At 26.3% G+C, this 21,265-nt stretch carries 20 protein-coding genes; all 20 read right to left on the reverse strand.

The window, feature by feature from the left end; all coding sequences use genetic code 11:
• Nucleotides 1–276: 276 nt before the first annotated feature.
• Entirely contained in the window at nt 277–1,875 is a 1,599-nt protein-coding gene (locus FGL08_RS11375; protein WP_138210905.1) for a M4 family metallopeptidase, read from the reverse strand.
• Nucleotides 1,876–2,130: 255 nt separating this feature from the next.
• Entirely contained in the window at nt 2,131–2,595 is a 465-nt protein-coding gene (locus tag FGL08_RS11380; protein ID WP_138210906.1) for a VanZ family protein, read from the reverse strand.
• A gap of 631 nt (nt 2,596–3,226) precedes the next feature.
• Nucleotides 3,227–3,532, reverse strand: coding sequence for a sugar transferase (locus tag FGL08_RS11385; protein ID WP_138210907.1), 306 nt, complete (start codon nt 3,530–3,532; stop codon nt 3,227–3,229).
• A gap of 190 nt (nt 3,533–3,722) precedes the next feature.
• A complete protein-coding gene (locus FGL08_RS11390) occupies nt 3,723–4,412 on the reverse strand; it encodes a CpsD/CapB family tyrosine-protein kinase (protein WP_138210908.1) in 690 nt (229 codons plus the stop codon).
• 26 nt (nt 4,413–4,438) lie between these two features.
• Nucleotides 4,439–5,209, reverse strand: a complete 771-nt coding sequence (locus tag FGL08_RS11395) for a tyrosine-protein phosphatase (RefSeq protein ID WP_138210909.1) — start codon at nt 5,207–5,209, stop codon at nt 4,439–4,441.
• A 10-nt stretch (nt 5,210–5,219) separates the two neighbouring features.
• The gene (locus tag FGL08_RS11400; protein ID WP_138210910.1) at nt 5,220–5,900 is read right to left on the reverse strand and encodes a YveK family protein; all 681 of its coding nucleotides are present in this window, start codon (nt 5,898–5,900) and stop codon (nt 5,220–5,222) included.
• Between the two features lie 1,080 nt (nt 5,901–6,980).
• Complete coding sequence (locus FGL08_RS11405; protein ID WP_138210911.1) at nt 6,981–8,411, reverse strand: lipopolysaccharide biosynthesis protein; 1,431 nt, start codon at nt 8,409–8,411, stop codon at nt 6,981–6,983.
• Between the two features lie 40 nt (nt 8,412–8,451).
• Nucleotides 8,452–9,369, reverse strand: a complete 918-nt coding sequence (locus tag FGL08_RS11410) for a GDP-mannose 4,6-dehydratase (protein WP_138210912.1) — start codon at nt 9,367–9,369, stop codon at nt 8,452–8,454.
• 29 nt (nt 9,370–9,398) lie between these two features.
• On the reverse strand, nt 9,399–10,466 hold the full coding sequence (locus FGL08_RS11415) for an N-acetylneuraminate synthase family protein (protein ID WP_138210913.1): 1,068 nt from the start codon (nt 10,464–10,466) through the stop codon (nt 9,399–9,401).
• A gap of 34 nt (nt 10,467–10,500) precedes the next feature.
• Nucleotides 10,501–12,162, reverse strand: coding sequence for a cytidylyltransferase domain-containing protein (locus FGL08_RS11420; protein WP_138210914.1), 1,662 nt, complete (start codon nt 12,160–12,162; stop codon nt 10,501–10,503).
• A complete protein-coding gene (locus tag FGL08_RS11425; protein WP_243117982.1) occupies nt 12,141–13,379 on the reverse strand; it encodes an O-antigen ligase family protein in 1,239 nt (412 codons plus the stop codon). Before FGL08_RS11425 ends, FGL08_RS11420 begins: the two co-directional genes overlap by 22 nt.
• A gap of 31 nt (nt 13,380–13,410) precedes the next feature.
• The gene (locus tag FGL08_RS11430) at nt 13,411–14,367 is read right to left on the reverse strand and encodes a polysialyltransferase family glycosyltransferase (RefSeq protein ID WP_138210915.1); all 957 of its coding nucleotides are present in this window, start codon (nt 14,365–14,367) and stop codon (nt 13,411–13,413) included.
• Nucleotides 14,368–14,378: 11 nt separating this feature from the next.
• Nucleotides 14,379–15,167 (reverse strand): DUF4422 domain-containing protein, encoded by a 789-nt coding sequence (locus tag FGL08_RS11435; RefSeq protein WP_138210916.1) that lies wholly within the window; start codon nt 15,165–15,167, stop codon nt 14,379–14,381.
• Nucleotides 15,167–16,267: a UDP-galactopyranose mutase gene (gene glf, locus FGL08_RS11440; RefSeq protein WP_138210917.1), complete on the reverse strand. Its 1,101-nt coding sequence runs from the start codon at nt 16,265–16,267 to the stop codon at nt 15,167–15,169. The genes FGL08_RS11435 and glf overlap by 1 nt, the downstream gene beginning before the upstream one ends.
• A 33-nt stretch (nt 16,268–16,300) precedes the next feature.
• The gene (locus FGL08_RS11445; RefSeq protein WP_138211333.1) at nt 16,301–16,933 is read right to left on the reverse strand and encodes a sugar transferase; all 633 of its coding nucleotides are present in this window, start codon (nt 16,931–16,933) and stop codon (nt 16,301–16,303) included.
• Between the two features lie 697 nt (nt 16,934–17,630).
• A complete protein-coding gene (locus tag FGL08_RS11450; RefSeq protein ID WP_138210918.1) occupies nt 17,631–17,951 on the reverse strand; it encodes a hypothetical protein in 321 nt (106 codons plus the stop codon).
• 22 nt (nt 17,952–17,973) lie between these two features.
• Nucleotides 17,974–18,282 (reverse strand): hypothetical protein, encoded by a 309-nt coding sequence (locus FGL08_RS11455; protein ID WP_138210919.1) that lies wholly within the window; start codon nt 18,280–18,282, stop codon nt 17,974–17,976.
• An 85-nt stretch (nt 18,283–18,367) separates the two neighbouring features.
• A complete protein-coding gene (locus FGL08_RS11460) occupies nt 18,368–18,661 on the reverse strand; it encodes a hypothetical protein (RefSeq protein ID WP_138210920.1) in 294 nt (97 codons plus the stop codon).
• 295 nt (nt 18,662–18,956) lie between these two features.
• Nucleotides 18,957–19,514, reverse strand: coding sequence for a 5' nucleotidase, NT5C type (locus FGL08_RS11465; RefSeq protein WP_138210921.1), 558 nt, complete (start codon nt 19,512–19,514; stop codon nt 18,957–18,959).
• Between the two features lie 157 nt (nt 19,515–19,671).
• Nucleotides 19,672–21,264 carry a MutS-related protein gene (locus FGL08_RS11470; RefSeq protein ID WP_138210922.1) on the reverse strand — a complete coding sequence of 531 codons (1,593 nt, stop codon included), beginning with the start codon at nt 21,262–21,264 and terminating at the stop codon, nt 19,672–19,674.
• Nucleotide 21,265 lies beyond the last annotated feature (1 nt).

The following is a 21,265-nucleotide window of genomic DNA, read 5'->3' on the forward strand; positions in this document are numbered from 1 at the left end:
TATGTGAGGGATTTTTTCCTTTTACTAATATACTCTACTACTAATACTTTATACTACCTACTGCAACTATCTTAGAAAAATGATTTACCTTACCTATTAATTATATTCCTATACTTATTTTTAATATAATTTAGTTTGTTCTATATTCCGCACCTATTTATCTAAAATACAATGCAGTAGATTTTTATTTTTTATATTCTCTACTTTATGGTATTACTTAATCTATCAAAAACAGGCATTATATATTTATTATAATGGAATCCTTCATATTCTCTATTATCTTACTGCCTCTTCTCCAACTCCTACATCTGCCCAAGATTTTATAGCAAGTTTATGTTCTTTACTATTCTCACCATGTAAATCTATTGCAGATGATACTACTGCATTTCTAGCATCTTCAAATGTACTTTGAGGAGTTAAATAATTCACTAAAGCATGATAATAAATTTTAGCCATTGAATCTTTTCCAACTTCTTTTCCCATCAAATAAGCTGCTTTATTTGGAATACCTGAATTATAATGAACTCCACCTTTATCCATTGAATAATCCCAATATAAATAGTCCTTCATATGGTCTGGTTGTCTATATAATCTAGGATTTGACATACTTCTTAAAGCATCTCCTGCTACATTAGGAGTGTATATATCTTCTCCAATTTCCCAATCATTTGGATCACTGTGAACAGCTATACCTAAAATATCAGAAAAAGCTTCATTTAGAGCACCAGATTGAAATCTATATTCTAGACCTGCAGTACTTTGAGTAACTGCATGTGTAAATTCATGGGCAGTAACTTCTAAACATTTTGCTAGGTTACTAAATGTAACTCCATCTCCATCACCAAAAAGTATTTGTCTACCATTCCAGAAAGCATTATTTAAATTATTTCCTACATGCACAGAAGATATTATACTAGCACCTTTTCCATCAAAACTATCTCTATTTAAAACATTTTTATAATAATCATATACTTGAGTTAGATTATGGTGAGCATCTACTCCTGCCTTTTGTCTATCACTATCAAAAATGCCTGTTAAATTACTAAATAAGCTACCTGGGAAACCATACTCTTGGTTATTAGCATCATATGTTAATATATATCCATTTGAAGGTCTTGTTGAATCTGCTAAAAAATATCTTCCATTTTCAAACATACCATTTAAGATTTTATGCTCTCCACTGCTATTAACTCCTCTTACTTGAGCATGTGTAGCTTGGCATGATAAAGCATTATACTTATCAACTATCTTTCCATTTTCAGCACTTACAAACATATGCCAAAATGAAGCTTCTGGTTCTGTAGATGATATCTTTACCAAATACACAGGTTGTAAATCTCCATTAACCTTGTATAGGTACAACTTACTTTCAGAATGATAATTTTTGTTTTTCTTTATTTCCTTACCTAAACTGTCTTCTGCTATTTTAATAGCTTTATCGTCCTTAATCCTTACACGGTTCTTAAAAGATTGAGCTTTAGGCTGTTTATCTACTTTTCCATTTACGCTATATACTTGTCCATCTTTATTAGTATGAATTATAACTTGACTACCATATACAGGAATACCATCTATAAACATTTGTGAACGCAAGTGCTTTTTACCTTTTACATCAGTTTCTTTATTATCAACCTTAAAATCTCCTAAATTGCCTTCTTCTTTTAAAGCACTCTTAACTACTTTTGTTACATCATCCCCCTCCTTATTATTAGATTTTATATTCTTGGTTTTTTCTAAATCTGTTTTTAATACAGAAATAGATTCTTTATCTTTTGGAGGTTTGATTTCTTTCACTTGCTTTGCCCCCACAGTCATAGAAGAAATGTTAAGTGATATGGCAGAAATAATAATAAAACTTAAAAATTTTTTTTTCATTTTACTCCTCCTCTTTATTATTTATAACCCTATTGTAGTACTAATAAATGGTAAAGTAAATACACTTTTTGTAATTTTCTCAACATTCTCGCTAATTATTTTCCGGTTTTTGTATATTTTATATTCAGTTTATATTTTTAAGTTAAAATTTACATTAAATTCTATTGATTTTATTTTGATTCCCGTAATATTTCCTAATAATCCTCTTATAAAACAAAAATGCTATGACATATAACATAAGTCATAGCAAGCTCTCTAACCATTTTTCTTTCTAAATAAAATTGTTACAATTATAATTCCTATTAGTGCTCCAATAGAGTCAACAAAAACGTCAAAAATCTTCCCCTCTCGACCTATTACAAAAATTTGATGAAATTCGTCGGTACAAGCATATAAAATAGTACTCAAAGCACTGAGAACACTACTTTTCCATAAGCACTTATACCTAGTATTTTTATAAAATCTATAAAAGCCATAAAATAATAATAAAAATAATATTAAGTATTCAGTTACATGTGCACTCTTTCTAACCAGTACATTTAGGTTATCATAACCAATAAATTTCACTAAAGAGCTGCTTATTTTATCTACATAACTTACAATAAAATGATTATTTTTAGATGAAACATCCCCTACTTGATGAGAAAAATAAAAAATAATTCCCATCCATATGAAGGAGGGGGTGAAATAAACTAATTTATCTAGCTTCTTGTTTTCCATAAAAGCCTCCAATTACATATTTAAATTCTGTAAAGTTCTATTAATATTATCCTTCTCGAAGACAGAAAAATAAAATAAGCTTATAAGATAAATTACTTCTCGTAAAAGAATAACATCACCGAAAAAATCAAAACTACAACATGATTGTTGTAGTTAAACTAAATTATATAAGCTTAGTTTTTATAGATAAGATAATCAAAAATATCATTGTAAGGAATAAAGAAATAACCATGTGTAACTATACGTGGAAATGATAATTAACTTATTCTAAATTTCTTATATGTTTAAATTATATATTTGTATTCTAAGAATAAATACTATAAACATTATAAATATAATTATATTATTTTGCAATATCATATAATAAATATGAGTGCAACTTCATATAACGAACTAACATATCAATATATATGAAATTATCGCTATAAATAATATTGACATCGTTATAAATAATAACCCATATTATAATTATCTAAATTCATACAACTTCACTAAAAGCTATAAATTATTTTGTTTAGAATTTTTACCTTCCCCTATACCAACTCCCTCCTTATTATACTGCATTTTCATCTCTCAATCGACCCTTAAAAGTTTTTATTGGAACTTCCTACACTTCTTAAGTTCCTTTGACCTATTTTGCTCCCCTTATCTGTATAACTACTGAAATAGTTTTAAATATAAGTTTTATATCTAAATATGTGTTTCTTCTAGCTATCATAAGCCCCTTCTTCTGGTGTTCTAGCAATTTTTCAATTAAATCTTCAGCATTTGAAACCATAGTTCTAAATCTATATACGCTTATAATCCTTCCAGTCTTCCCAATTCTTTTATGAGAGAATATTGTTGGTTCTTTTGAATCATTTTTTATAATTGCACAAATCATTATAAAAATAGGACTTAAAAGTATAAAACCTATAAGTGATCCAAAGATATCAATTGTTTTTTTGTAAAATTATCGAATATCACTCTTTCATATTTTAGATTACCCATAAGATATTTTTCATTTGTAAATTGCATTTATTTCAATAATAAAACCTCTGCTGACTTCACTTTAACATTTTGATATTCTTGAAAATCTATATATCGCCTAGTTCTTATTGCCTTTTAACCCTACTATAATTTAACTTTTATTTTGCATCTGAGTCATAGTAATAATTGTAATACCCCTTACCACTCTTCTTTTCTGCCTTATTAAGCACTACTCCTAGTATTTTACTACCCACCTTTTCTAATAAATTTCTAGCTTTAACTATAACTTCTCTTTCACTTTCTCCGGAAGCTACCACAAGAATTCCTCCCTGTGAATACTGGGAAATTATTTGTGCATCTGTAACTACAGCAACAGGTGGAGCATCTAAAATTACAATATCATAATACTTTTTTAAAACTTCTATAAACTCTTTCATTTTGTTAGAAGCTAGCAGTTCTGAAGGGTTAGGCGGTTTTAATCCTGATGTTAAGATATGCAAATTTTCAATTCCACTTTGATATATTATTTTTTCTAATCCTTGTTCTTTTACAAGTAAATTTGAAAGTCCCCTAGTATTTGATAGTCCAAAAATTTTATGTACGTTTGGCTTTCTTAAGTCACAATCTACTAATAGTGTTTTAGCTCCTCCTTGGGCAAATGTTACGGCTAAATTAGCTGATGTAGTGGATTTCCCTTCACTTGGCAATGCACTGGTTGTATATATTACCCTTATTTCTTCATCGAAAGAGGAAAATTGAATATTAGTTCTTAAAGTACGATATGCCTCTGATATTGGTGATTTTGGTTCTATAAATGTTATTAGCTTACTATCCTTATTTAATTTCATATAGATTTCCTCCAAAATTAGACGTTCTATTTTCTTTTAAAAAAACTAAAGAAACTCTTTCTTTTTTCTAGCTTTTCAAACTCAGCCTCTATAGGCAGGTTTGATAAAAGTAAATCCCCATTTTCTATAACTTTTTCATATCCATTTTTATTTATATCTTGCAGTTCTTTTATGACTTCCTTTAAATCTGTATTTCTTTTATTAGTACTATGAGCATCAGATCCTAAAAAGTTACAAAACCCATTATTTATTAAAATTTCAGATGTCCTTTTTACATCTTCCCCAAATATCCCCTTGATACTTCCTCCATTAACTTGAAATAAGCATCCTTCTTTCACAAACTCATTTAAAATCGTAGGATTATTTTGAATGTAAATATATCGTTCTGGATGTGCCAATATAGGTGTTATGTCTCTTACCCTAAGTTCATAAATATAGTCAAGAATTGATTTATCGTATTCTCTTATATCAGTTTCAACCAACATATAGTTTGTATTACTTATAGGTCCTATTTTTCCACTCTCTAAAAGTTCCACCACACTATGATCTAAAAAAACTTCTTGTCCTAAGATTATTTCTATATCTAAACATTTATCTACTACTTCTATCTTTAAATCATGTAAATTCTTAACTTGCTCACTATATGGAACTTCGTAAAATCCTCTATAATAATGCGGAGTGGCTATTATGGTCTTAGTTCCTCCCTTAATAGCCATATAAATCATTTTTAATGATTCACTTAAATTTTTTGCTCCATCATCTACTCGTGGTATAATGTGACTATGAATATCTAACACTCAACTTCACCTACTTTTCTATTTTAGGTATCACTGCAAGCACTGGTAAATCCAAGTATCTTTCTATATCTTCTTCTGATTTTAAAGTCCTATCCAAATATTCCAGTAAAAAAGAGGCTCCTGTAGATAGGAATAAACCTAATAATAATGCTATTGCCATATTAAGTTTTTTGTTCGGTTTTATTGGTTTTTCTGGTACTACAGCCTTGTCCAAAATTTCAATTTGTCCAGTTGGGTAAATTCTTTTAGATTCAGAAATGAAAATTTCTCCTAATGAATTTAGTACACTATATGCCTCTTCCGGCTTTTTACTTAAAACCTTTATCTCCATAATTTGAGTGTCCGGTTGGGGGATAACTTTTATTCTACCCTTAAGTTTTTCATAGGTTAATCCATTACCTACCTTTTGCGCCACTTTTTCTATAACTGTTCTTGATTCTGCTATTTGTGCATAAGTCTTTACTAGTTTTTGAAACATCATAATATCATTATAAGAATTTTGTTTATCATTCTTTTCTTCTTCTTTTCCTATAACTATAGTAGCCTTAGTTTCATATGTAGGTTTAATTATAAAGAAACTTATTATTCCTGTAATTAAAAGTGATATTGTTGTAATTATTGCTATGAGTTTTTTTCTTTTTACTAGTATTTCACTTACTTTATGCAAATCTATTGTAATTTCTTGTTCCATGCTCTTCCTCCTAGATAACTAATTGTAATCTTACTTTCTTAAATCATTTTTAAAATTCTATATTTTAAAATATAGTAAAAAGGTTTATTTTTACTTTTTAAATAGATATATACTTACATTTATCGTAAATATATATTTATTCTTTAATAATTAATGCATAATTAATTATATTTTGAAATATTTTAGTAATCTTATATTACATCTTCTCTTTTTTCTCCATACATAACAATATTATTCATAAACCTCTTTTAGCTTACTGGAAAATCAAAACAGTCTCTTGTAATTCATTTAATACATTTTTAGATTTAATTTGTTATATAACTAATATTTGTTTTGTAAACCCTATTATTTTGTACGACAAAAGGAACTATATATGCAATATAGTTCTTTCTTTGATATATTAATAATATCTTTTTATTATATATTAGTGTTTAACTAATGAGTATAAATTATATGTAATTTCTTTCTGCTTATATCAGCAATCTATAAATGAAAATAGTCAACAACCTTGTTTTAGTATAATTATCACTAAAAATAAAAAGATTAATAAAACATTCACTTACAAAAATAGTTGATAATAGCATACTTTTTTAGGATAAATGGTTAGGTGTCTAGTAGTAACTATTAACCATATACCTACATATAAGCTATACATATAAGTATAAGTCTACCATTTGGGACGGGAACATTATACCATAGTAGCTCAATTTAAGAAAGTTAATATAAAAAGTTATTCGAATAAAAACAATAGTAGAAATCTTTTCTAACAACTACAAATTATTAAATAAAAATAGTATTAAGTTACATGTGCACTCTTATTAACTAATATATTTAGGTTGTCATAATCAATAAATCCCCTCCATATCAAGGAAGGAGTTAAATAGACTAACTTATCTAACTTCTTGTTTTCCATAAAAATCTCCTTATTATTAATATTAATAAAACTTACATAAACAATTTGTAATTGTCAAAGAGTTAATATATGGCATAAGAGAATATTTTTTGATAAACTAAATCCAGTAGTAAGCAAAAGCACAGCTTAACTACTGGATTTAGTTTTAATAAACTTAGACTTTCACACTAAGTATACTTATTAATGATATTTTTAATATCTTTTTTATATAACATAAATACAAATACTAATAAAATTATTATATATAAGTAATAGTTTATTTTTAAAGTATTTATAATTAATAATATAATTACAAATAAAATAAACTTATAATAAGTTTTTAAAACTATATTAAAATGACATTTTCTTTGGTTTAATATTTTTAAGAAAATCAAATATTGCATTACAGAATATATTATATTGGTAACCATAGTAGCTATAGATACTCCTGTAACCTTAAAACCTAATTTTAAAAATATATAATTTAATATTATAGATAATATTATAGTTAAAAATTGAAGAAAAATTAGATATATTTGTTTCTTATTTGATACTATAAATACATTTGCAAAATATGAAACTTGTGAAACTATTGCACCTAATACTAGTACCCTATAAATATTTATACTCACCTCATAATTAGGTACGACAATATTTACAAAGGGCTTTATTAATATTATACCTACTATACTCAATAAAACTCCTAATAATTCCACATACTTAGTATATCTTTGTATATTATTATAAGCTTTTTCGCCATCAAAATTTTCATCTATATTTAGTATTTTTATAGCTTTAGGATAATATAAAAATAAAATAGACGTTATAAAAACTAATGTCGCACTAACTATTTGATTTGAAAATGTATAATAGCCTAGTTCTTCATAATTTAAATATTTTAAAATCATTATTCTATCTACTGTTGTTAAAATATAAAATCCTAAATTATAAATTAATAAGGGTATTCCTATATAAATTAAATCTTTTAATATATTTAAATTTATGCCAATTTTTATGTTTTTACAATTAATAATACCATATATTAATGTTATAAATCCACAGATAATCATAGAATACAACACTGCATTTATTTTATAATCCTTTATAAATAGTACTATTAATAAAAATGTCCCTACATTATTAACAAGTTCAATAGAATTAATCTTTTTAAAATTATCAACCAATCTAAAATAATTAATAAAAAACATTTTAAACTGTTGAAAAATAGCAATAAAAAAAATATATATCAAGTATTTTCCCGTAACATCCTTAAAAATAAATAATTTTGATAAAAAACCACATGCTATAAAAAAAATAGAAAGTATAAATAGACTTGTAAAAGAGGTATAGATAACCTGCCTCGCCTTTTCTTCATCTTTATCCTTATAAAGTACATATTCTCTATTCATGGAATATAAAATGCCTAAATTAGCATATGATAAATAATTTAATATTAACAATAAGTTGCCTAAGACCCCCAGTAATTCTGGGCCCAAAGCCCTAGCATTTACTATTTCTTTTAAAAACCCTACCATTAATGCAATATACTTAATAAAGGAATATTTAAAAATCACACTAAATTTATTGTTTTTAAATATATTTTTAAATTTTCGTAACATACTTTATCACCTTATGTAATACTCTTAAATAAGTATTACTCTATATATTGTTTTTATAATAATTTATAGTCTTTATAAGTCCCTCCTGCAAATTATATTTTGGTTTCCATTTAAGTTCCGCTTTAGCCTTCTCTATATTAAAATAAGATTTTTCTATGTCTCCTTTTCTATAAGCTTTATACTCTATGTTGGATTTCACATTCATAATATCTATCATCGTTTGCCCTAAGTCCCTAACAGAAGTATAAACGCCAGTACCTATATTAAATAGATTTCTACTCCCATTACATAAAGCTGCAATATTAGCATCTACTATATCTTCTACATATATATAATCTCTCAAAGCTTTCCCATCTCCAAATATGCATAGTGGAGAATTTTTAAATAACCTATCCATAAATATAGATACTACCCCACCTTCCCCCTTAGGATCTTGTCTTATACCATAAACATTAGCATATCTAAATATGGTAAAATCCAGGTCGTATAATTCGCTAAAAGATCTTATATATTCTTCTGGTGTATATTTTGATAATCCATAAGAAGATATAGGTTTCACCCTATGCTTTTCATCTATAGGTAAATATTCTGGTTGTCCATAAACAGCAGCTGAGGAAGGATATACTATCTTCTTTACTCCATAATCAACACAATTTTTCAATATATTTATGGTTCCGCATATATTTACTTTAGAATCAAACATAGGATCTTTTATAGACTTTTGTACATCTATTTGGGCAGCAAAGTGATAAACTATATCAAATTCCTCCTTTTTAAATATATTAGCTATATTAGAATCAAGTATATCATTTATATACAATCTAGCTTTCTTATTTACATTATTTATATTTCCAGTAGATAAATTATCAATTATACATACATCGTTTCCCATACTTATAAATTTATCTACTAAATTAGATCCTATAAACCCTGCTCCGCCGGTAACTAATATTTTCATAGTATACTCATCCTCTTTTAAAATAATAACTAAAATAAATCCCAAGTCAATATAGTATCCTCTTCTATATTAACTTTCGCTTTTCTGCCTAATACCCTCTCTAAATCGACTGGAGATATTCCTGTACCTGGTCTTTTAAAAGTAATCATTTCTTTAGTTATCACTTCATCTTTTTTTATTTCCTGCTTAGCAATTAAACTTCTTCTTGCCTGTTTTCTTGAAGAACTTTCGCACTCTAAAGGTCTTTTACAATATCCCCCTTCTATTAAATTTAACATTTCTAAATTATTATTAAATATCCTCAAATCATTAGGCTCCATAGCGTGGTAATGATCATTTCCAGTTAAAGTTTTATCTAAGGTAAAATGTTTTTCTATAACTTTCGCTCCATATTCATATGCTTTAGTTAAAACTAACATGTTTTTATCTGGTTTAGTATGATCTGAATATCCTAAAATATATCCCGGGAACACCTGCTTTAAATGATTTATCATATTTAAATTAGCATTTTCATATTTAGTAGGATAATCTAAAACACAATGCATTATAGCTATATCTTTATTACCCTCTTCTAATATTGCATTTACAGCAGATTCTATTTCTCCTATAGTAGCTGCACCTGTAGATATAAATACAGGTTTTCCCTTTTTAGCAATATGCTTTATAAATGGTAAATTAGTTAAATCTGAAGAAGATATTTTATATATAGGCATTAACTCATTTAAATAATCTGCTGATTCAAAATCAAATGGAGTTGACATAAATATTATACCTATCTCCTCACAATACTTCGCTAATTCAACATATTCCCTCTCACCAAATTTATCAAACTTAGTGAATAACTCATATTGTGATCTAGTGCTTTCTTCAGTAGTATCCCAATAAGCTGGTGCTTTTTTAGAAGCTATTTTACCTGCTTTATACGTTTGAAATTTTGCAGCCTGTGCCCCAGCTTCTTTAGCCTCTTTTATCATTAATTTTGCAGCTTCCAGTGCACTTATACCTTCCTTCTGAGCAATATCATAATAATTAACTCCTATTTCAGCTATTATAAAAGCTCTCTTAGAATCTCTTATTTTTTCCATTATTCCTTTCATTTATATATCTCCTTTTTATGTAAAACTTTAATTTTTATACATGAAAATTAAATTTAACCTTATGATATTCTTCTTTAGCTAAATCAAAAATGTTTTTAAATCCATTAGTTAAATCAATACTTTTCATTCTTTCTTTCATTTCTTTTCTTAATGAAAAATCTTTTATAACTTCATTTAAGTTATTCCTTAACATACCATCTGTTATATATTTCCCCATACCTAAATTTATAATACCATTTCCAGAATGTCCAAATACATGCGTTAGTTCCCTTTCATTTTGACATAAAACTAAACAAGGCGTCTTTAATGAAACTACTTCATACATGGTCCTACCACCAGATGTTATAACTAAATCAGCATTATACATATACTCACTCATATTCTTTACAGACTCATATATAAATATATTTTTAAACTGTTTATACTTTTCATATATATTTTTTTTATCTTCGTAGCCTAAACCTAATACTACATTTATATCCCTAGCATAATTAATATTTAGCAATCCATCCAAGGTCTTTTCTGTTAAATTACATGGGTCTGTACCTCCAAAAGTCACTAATATATTATCTATATCTTCTTTTATTTCTCTATCTTTATATCCATAAAATTCATCTCTTAAAATATAATATTTATATCCAGAATGTGAGTTTTTCAAGGGTATTTTGTGTTCATATAAGGCATTAAATACTAAATTTGCATACCTAGCTCCATCTCCAAGATCTTCAAAGTTTATGGTAAATATACCCCTGTCTTTTAACTCTTTCATATACTCCTTTTTGCTATCTAATATATCATTTATGATTATATCTGGACTTAGCCTATCTATTGTATCCCATAAGTTATCTTCAAATGTAACTATAGGATAATTATTTTTAGATACTATGTCTATTCCTAATTTACACTTAGAATTCATTAAAAAAATAACTTCATGTTCTGTTATTTTGCTAGCTATATTTAGTCCTCTATATATATGTCCTGTCCCGATTTCATTAGTCGCATCTGCTCTTATGACTATTTTTTTTCTTTTTAATAATCTCTCTGCCACCCACCAATCCGCATAATTATCTATATCTATACTTTCATCCTTGCTAACTTCTATTAAGTCTATATTTTTCCCCATTCTAGAATTTTCACTTATAAATTCTCTTTTTGTCGCAAATATAGCACCTGTTTCCCTAAACTCGCTAGGTAAGTATTGTCTATTTAATCTTTTCTCATATTTAGGTATATATTTATCTTCTTCATTGGTTGTCCATGCTAAATGTCTATCATCTACTACACTTATTACTGTATCTGCATTTTCATCTAGTATCTTTTTTATTGCTGATTCAACAGTACGTACTTTTAGTAATGGTGAGGTAGGTTGTACTGTAATAATAATATCTAAATCTTCTTTTATATTATCTTCTAAGGTTGTTACGGCATGATATATAACAGGATCTAATGGAGTTTTATCATCAGCTAAAGTTGAAGGCCTGTCTATTATATTAACACCTTTTTTGTTAGCAATAAACTTTATCTCATCATCATCTGTAGTTATTAATATGTAATCTATAATAGATGATTTTTTCAACTCATCTATTACATATGTTATTAATGGTTTACCAGCTAATAATCTTACATTTTTTCTTGGAATACCTTTAGATCCTCCCCTAGCTGGAATACATACAGCTATTTTTTTATTGTTATACATTTTCCCACCCCATTTTTTATATTCACTTTATATACTTTAATCTTAGTAAATAAGCTCTCCAACTTTTTATTTTTAATAGTTTTATTTATAGGTAAACATAATACTATAATCCAAAACAATAAAAATCTACTATTTAATAATTCATGTAAAAATAATGTACTAAATAAATACGGTAATATATATTCTAAATTATCCTTTGTATATAATTTATCTATAATTCTTGATAATATATAAAAATATAATAAAGAAAATACAATCCCAGTTCTTACAATTATATTTATAATAGAATTATGAGGTTGGACAAGTCTAACTCCCATAAACCTTCTATAATCACTTACTCCATGATCATATATATTAAAAGCATCTTTAAAATCACTATCATACCCATAAATCATTAATTGTTCTTTGTTATCTTTTAATATATCCATAGCATATATATTTGCAGCAAATCTCATTTTATTAGAGATATCATTTAACCCCTGTTGATACCCTTTAACAGCATATGTAGAAGTCACTTTGAAAATCCATATATAACTAATAGATATAATAAAAATAAGCATAAGAACAAATAATTTATATATCCTATTTAATCTAAGCTTTTGTAATATTAGCCATATTGTATTTCTAAATAATTTAACAACAAAAAACAATATTAATGTAAGTACGCTGGCTCTACTATTCAATATTAAAATAGTACCTATAGACAATATCTTTCCTAGATAAAACTTATTTTTTACACAATACATAAAAAATAGTAACATAACCATAGCAGAGAAATTCTTATCTCTAATTATACTTAAAGATATTCTACCATTTAGACTATTATATCTCCCCAATATTAGTTGTATAATTATAGATATAATAAATATCATATATATATTTTTATTTAAAAATTCTTGAGATATTTTATATCTAGGAATAAAAGATAGCTGTAAAATCACTAAAAATCCAAATATACTCATAGTAAACACAATAGTGTATGGACTTATTATTAAAATAGCAATACTTACAATAGTAATAAGAGCATATAGTATTATATCTACTTTTTTAACCTTTATTTCAATTTTATTTATAAATATGTAAATACCATTTATCAAAAAAAATATTCCTACAAAAAAAATCTTAAATTTTCCTTGAAACTCCATTGGTATTGCACAAAATGCTAGCAATACATATAAACATAACATATGAAAATTTAAACTTCTTAACTTCTCCATTTCCTTCTCCTTTTGTTTAAAAATGAAAATTTCACTTTTTTTCTACCTTACACTTCTTTAAGAAGTTCTCATCTATATTAAAACTTTCTTTGGAATCTACAAATTTAACTGAACCTGTACAAACCCCTATGGCTTTTTCAAACTTTATATTTAGCAACTTAAATAATTCACTAGGAAAATTCCCATCCAATTCCAACACGTTAGAGAAATTATATATTGTTTTCTCTCTAGGATGTTTTTTTAATATAATATTGTAACCTTCTCCATATTCATATATTATATTTTTATAAAGTTCTATCTTTTTCTCTTCTTTTATATATCCATCTTCTGATAATGGCTGTGATAAAATTAATAAACTGTTATTTTTAAAATAATCTTTATTTAATTTATTTGTAAAAACATTTACTATAATATTTTTATTAACATTATCTATTTTATTAATTATACCCTCTAAATCCAAGTGTGCTAATTTATTATTCAAATGCTTTGGATATCGCTCTGGAAATTGAACCATAATTTTTGTAACCTTCTTATCCTTATAAAAATTTAGATTCCTTCTATATACATATCTCTTTATAAACATAAATGCTTTAGACGGTTTCTTCATTATATATAGATTAGCCCCTTCTTCTATTAACTTTACTTTTTTAGCATGATTAAATATATATTCTGACGGTGAAAATAGAGAGTATGGATTCCATGGAAATATAATAACATTTGAACTTGTTATTTCTTCTTTTAACCTCTTATATTCTAGCTTATCCTTAATGCTTTCTATAAATAGTCTTTCATGGATATTATTTCGTTTTCTCATCCAAACCTTTTCTACATTCTTAAATTCAGCAATCTTTTCCTTATAATCCAAAAACATTTTAAAGATATTCTCATCGTGTGTAGATAAATATATGTAACTTTTCATATTTTTGATAGATATATCACATAATGTAACAAATAAATGATAGGGCGTAGCACATACGTAAAAGTTCATAATTCCTCCAATTATATATTTTTTAATTTATAATTCTTAAACTTCCTTTTAATAAAAGTTACTATTTTTAATGGCCAATTAATATTTTCCATATTTACTACATCCATTTCACATACCATTTTTTTATTTTTAACAATCCAAACATTAAATAACCTTTCACTTAAAAATCCATATATCCTTTTTTGATAATTATCATACGAAGATATATCTACCCTTTTTTCAAGTTCAAATAATATATTAAATAACCATTCACAATATTTATCAAAACCCTCTTTATCCATTACAAACATATTATATAAATGAAGCTTTTTCCATTTCATTACTTTATCAAAACTAGAAATATAGTCCGGATATATCTCACTTATAATTTCTTTAGTTTCTTCTAAATCTTTTATGTGATGAGCATTTTTATAATGTGATTCTATTGTTTCTATGTAATAATTTCTTTTTTTAGGCAAAACAATATCGTATTCTTTTAGTAGATTCTCAATTTCTAATTTACTTAATATTAGATCCATTTTATTATTCTTATTTAAAATTCTTCTAAATAAATTACTATTAGTAAAATATCTTCTATAATGACATAGACCAATATATTCGCATTTTAAATTTTTCCACGCCCAGTAAAGTCCTGTTAATTCACAATAATTAGGGTTTTTTAAGGAAATACTATCTCCGGTGTTATCCCCTGTATATCCTAAGTCTTTTTTTCCTTCACATCCAACATGTATTGGTAAATACATACTTTCTTTAGGCATATTATATTTTTTATGTGTTGCTACAAGTATTTTTATATCCATTAATCTCCAAACTCCTCTTTTACTTTTTCAAGAGCTTTTCCAACTATATGGTGCATATCATAATATTTATATTCTGCTAATCTTCCACCGAATAGAACTTTATCTTCTTTCATAGCTAAATCCTTATATTTTTTATATAGTTCTATATTTTTTTTGTCATTTATTGGATAATAAGGCTCGTCTCCCTTTTTCCATTCACTAGGATATTCTTTAGTTATTATTGTCTTTTCCTGTTTTCCAAATTCAAAATGCTTATGTTCTATAATTCTTGTGTATAGTGTTTCCTTATCTGTATAATTTACAACGGCATTTCCTTGATAATTAGCTAAATCTAAAACTTCTGTTTCAAATCTTAAACTTCTATATTCTAAAATTCCATATCTATAATCATAAAATTCATCAATCATCCCTGTATAAACTATTTTGTCTGCTATATTCTCTAATTCTTTTCTATTTTTGAAGAAATCCTCATTCAGTCTAACTTCACAATTTTCTAACATATTTTCAATAATAGTATTATATCCACCAATAGGAATACCTTGATATGTATCATTAAAATAGTTATTGTCATAAGTAAACCTAACCGGTAATCTTTTTATAATAAATTCAGGTAATTCAGTTGCAAGTCTACCCCATTGCTTTTCTGTATATCCTTTAATTAATTTTTCATATATATCTACACCTACAAGAGAAATTGCTTGCTCTTCTAAGTTTTTAGGTTCCTTTATTCCTGCTGCTTTCTTTTGCTCTTCTATTCTTTCTTTTGCCTCTTTTGGAGTAATAACTCCCCATAATTTGTTAAAAGTATTCATATTAAAAGGAAGGTTATATAATTCTCCTTTATAATTAGCTATAGGTGAATTTGTAAATCTATTAAATTCTACAAATTCATTTACATAGTTCCACACCTCTTTATTGCTAGTATGAAATATATGTGCTCCATACTTATGAACATTTATCTTTTCTATATTATCACAATATATATTTCCACCGATATGATTTCTTTTATCAATAACTAAACACTTTTTCCCTCTTTTTGTTGCCTCATATGCAAATATAGAACCAAATAGTCCGGCTCCTACTATAAGATAGTCATACATTTAATTATTCCTCCTGATAAAGTATTGGTCTTTTTATCTTGCTCCCCTTTTCTTAATTACTGCTATAACTGTTTGAAATATAATCTTAATGTCTAACCAAAAACTTCTATTATCTATATAATCCATATCCATTTGAACTCTCTCTTCATATGTGGTATCACTTCTACCATTAGCTTGCCACATTCCTGTTAACCCTGGCTTAACACTTAAAAGTTTACTAGCATCTTGTCCATATTTAATTGATTCTTTTTCCACTATAGGACGTGGTCCAACAATTGACATATTACCAATTAATATATTAAATAATTGTGGTAGCTCATCAAGACTACTCTTTCTTAGAAATTTTCCTATACTAGTTATCCTAGGATCATTTTCAAGTTTAAAATTCTCCATAAACTCCTTCTTCTGATGTTCTGGTAATTTTTCAATTAAATCTTCGGCATTTGGAACCATAGTTCTAAATTTATATACATTTATAATTTTTCCAGCCCTTCCAATCCTCTTATGAGAAAAAAATATTGCCCCACGTGAATTAATTTTTATAAGCACACTAATTATTATAAAAATAGGGCTTAAAAGTATAAGTCCTATAAGTGATCCAAAGATATCAATTATTCTTTTTGTGAGGTTATAAATTATCCCTCTTTCGTATTTTAGATCATCCATATAATACTTTTCATTTATAAATTCCTTTTGTTCCAATAAGGAAACCTCTGCTGGCTTTAGTTTAACATTTTGATATTCTTGCAAATCTATATACCTCCTAATTTCTATTGCCTTATAACCTTAATATACTTTAATTTAATTTTATTTTAAAAAACTATTTAATTAGTTTTTATGATGTTAGAGTCTTGTCCAAAATTTTAACTTGCCCCACACGTTAAATGTATATTTTTAAATATAACATAAAGATTTATTTTTACCTTTTAATAAATATGTCTTTACACTTATCGTAATTATATATTTATTCTTTAATAAATAATTCACAATTAATCAGATTTTGAAGTATTTTAGTATTTTTTATATTTATATATTCTATATTATTTTTTCCCTCCCGTATATGATAACAATATTCATAAATTGTTTTTATTTGACTAGTAAATTATAACATGTTTTTGAAATTTATTTAACATATTATTATTATTTATTGAATTTTATTAGTTATTTGTATACATTTTATCATTATTACACAATACAAAGAGGAACTATATATGTAACATAATTCCTATCTCATATAAAACACCTTTGATATGGCATAATTATTAAAAAATTTATTTGAATTATAAAATATGTATATAAAAATTTAAGAGAAAAGAAACATAGCAGATTATGTTCTTTTCTCTCATACTTGTAATTTATTTTTCTAAAACCTCCTCATATGACAATCCATATTTACTTTTTCCAAACTGTCTGGTTCTACATTCATAAAAGCTGCTTGAAGCTTAGTAATAGATTTTATTATCTCTGCTATAGAATTTTCTTTTTCAGCAAAGGAGGAAATCAATTTTTTTATTGAAAATATCAAATTTTTAATTTCCTCATCTCCTAAATAATCACTATCATTAAGTATTCTTATTTGCTCATCAATAGTTTCCCTTAAAATTTCTTCCATACCTTTTAAAGTTCTAATCTCTGAATTTATTATCTTTTGCAAACAAAGATCCCTTCTGTCCATACATTCCATACGTAATCCTCCTTTAAGCTTCCTAACAATCCTCTTTAATGTTTATATTATTCTTCCTTAGGAAAGTTAGAGTCGCGAGGCTATCAATAATATTAGCCACAGAATAATCCTTAGAGGACAAAGCACACATAATTTGCTTGATATATTCAGACTTTATGCAAATGTTTTTGCATCCATTTACCCCAACTAAAAAAGAATTAATATCTTGTCCATCAATCTCTGCAGAAAATAACTTTGATATATCATAAAGTATATTAGCCTCTTGCTCTAACAAATCTACTATATCATCACAACATATAATTTCCTCATTAAAAGTACCTATATCATCCATTTCCATACCCCCAAAAACCATTTTAACATCTCATCTCTATAGGCAATAATTATAGTCATCATTAGTAAACTGTATAACATTTATATTAAAACTTTTTAGAGCATATATTACTTATAAACTTCTCCGTACTCCTTAAATTTTCTATAGAATCCATAACCGTTACAAAAGACTTTTCTTTTATACAATAAATGGATACAATGTCATTTAAAAGCCTCACCTTATCATCAGTTGAATCTATACTCTTTATATGTTCCGATATATCACACACTACATCTTTTATATGACATAAAATTTCCTTTTCAATATTTAAAATCTCACAAATAGACTCATCTATACACTCTCTAATATCTCCTTTATCACAAACTTTATCTATTCTCATATCAATCACCATCTATAAATTTTTTTCATATACTATCCTATTATCTTTATATGTTTATACTATAATTTTTGACACAAAAATATAAATTCATTACATAGAAATAGCCAGTCATTGCTTAATGTATAATAATGTAAAACGTCTATTTTCTAAAAATAAAAGAGTACTTATTTCACAAGCTCTTATCTAAATAAAATACTCACTAAATAAAACTACTAATTTTATTTAATAAGTACTCCTTAAATTGCTATGAAATATAGTACTCTACTTTTCTAAAACAACTATTTAATTTTAATTTTTATATTTTAACTACTATATGATTATAAATATCATTCCAGTTATATACCCTCTCCATATTAGATATTAGAGGGTATCTATTATAATTTGTATCAAGCATTAAAACTTTAATACCTTCTTTAGCAAGAAATACAGAATTTCTATATCTATCCTCTACAAAAAAATCACAATTTAATTCTCTAGCCTTCTCTACTTTATTATGGTGTCCCATCATATGAACAGGTGCTTTGGGAAGTTCATTACTATACAACCACTCTTCTGTCACCTTTTTAAACTTCTCTGGTCTTGCTGTAATATAGTATATATTATGATCTTCATGTAATTTATTTAATACTTCTTTTGCATTGTCACGAATTATGTTATCACTATGCATCTCTTCCCCATGCATATCATAAAATTCAAGATAATCTTGTTCTTCTATATTAAGTATTTCACATATATTAAATTTAACTATATGTTCTGGTTTTAGTTCTGTTTTAAAATACATATTTATATACTTTAGCCAGTAGTATGGATCTGTTATAGTTCCATCAATGTCTACTCCTATATTTAGCTTCATATATATTACTCCTTTCGTATTTATTAAGTGTATATCCTAACTTTCATTATCTACTTGTAATTGTAGTCTATAATAGATAGTATATATTATACTCTAAGAAGTTAAACTGTTATATTATTATCCTCTTAATTTTATGTAAAGTTCTTAAGAAGATAAATTATTCACAGCTTGATATCCTACATTCAGCATTATCCACAATTTCTTGTGGGTAACCCATCATACTTAAAATTCTTATAGCATTTCTTGTAGGAGAAACACCCTCTTTTATTAGATAATCAAAAATAAGCTTGTCATCCTTCACTTCTTCTCTAAAATAATAACAATCATATTTATCCTTTAAAAGTTTAGTAAGTTCTAAATCATGAGTCGCTACAGCAACTAAAGTATTATGCTCATTTAAATATTTTAAAATTTCAGTAGCTGCACTTACACGCTCTACAGGATTTGTTCCTCTAAATATCTCATCTATAAGACTTAAAGTTGGAGTGTTTTCTTCTTCAGATTTTATTATCCTAAGTAAAGATTCAACTTCACCGAAGTAATAACTCTTGCCACTAACCAAATTATCCTCAGGGCTTATAGAAGTTATTATTTTAAAATAACTTCCCTCATAACTTTCGGCACTACAATTATATATGGTTTGAGCTAATAGTGCATTTACTCCTATAGTCCTTAAAAACGTAGATTTTCCAGACATGTTAGAGCCAGTTAATATTATGCCCCTATCAACCATATGTATAGAATTAGCTACAGGCTCATCTATTATAGGATGAGTAATGTTTTTAGCCTTAATAAATTTACCCTTATTACTTAAAATAGGTTTAATTAACTTCTCTCCATACTGTTCTCTAAAAGAAGCAACAGATATCAAAGCCTCTAGTTCCCCTAGAAGTATGTAAATTTCCTTTAATTCATCTTTATGATTATTTATTTCATTAGCAACAGAAAAATATGCCCTTTCCTTAACTAAAAAAGCAATATTGAAATACTCCATAATACTATCTAACCCTTCGATTTGACCAAGTGAGGAACTATTTTTCGATATTCTACTACATTTTTGGGTGTAATCCTCTAATTTTTTATTATATTCTTCAATTTCGTATACATTAAGTTTACTAATGTTTTTAGCCACTTTAATAATTCTACTAACAGTAGACATAGCATTGATTTTGTAATTTAATTTTCCTTCACTTTTATAGTGAATAACTGAATTAATAATGAGTGAGCAAACTAAATAAGAAATGAATTTACTTTTTATCCCATATATATAAATTAATATTCCAAGTGTTAAAGGAATTACAGCAAGAACACTATATAAAATTTTTAACCACTTATTTTCTTCTAATTCACTAAAGAATAACTCCACAACTCCAGTATCTCTAATATCTAATTTAGTTAACTCTATTAAAACCCTCTCACGTTTTTCTGTATTCTCCTTAAAAAAATCTATAATCTTATCTCTCTTCTTAAGACCCTCTTCTTCTAGAAAGGGAGTTCTTAGAATATTATATAATCCCTGCTTACCACAAAATGAAAAAGTTCTATCCAATTTAGAATACAATTGATCCATATTTAAGTCTTCCCATGATTGATCATCTATATAAAAACTATTTTTATCATTATGTTTTATTAAAGACTCAAACAAACTCCCTATACTTTTAAAATCTCTCTTGCCCTTTCGTCCTTGCCCCCACTCTTCTCTAACCCACCTAAGTCTTTTTCTATAAAAAAAACTACTTATAATATTCATA

Source organism: Hathewaya histolytica (genome assembly GCF_901482605.1).
Lineage (GTDB): Bacteria > Bacillota > Clostridia > Clostridiales > Clostridiaceae > Hathewaya > Hathewaya histolytica.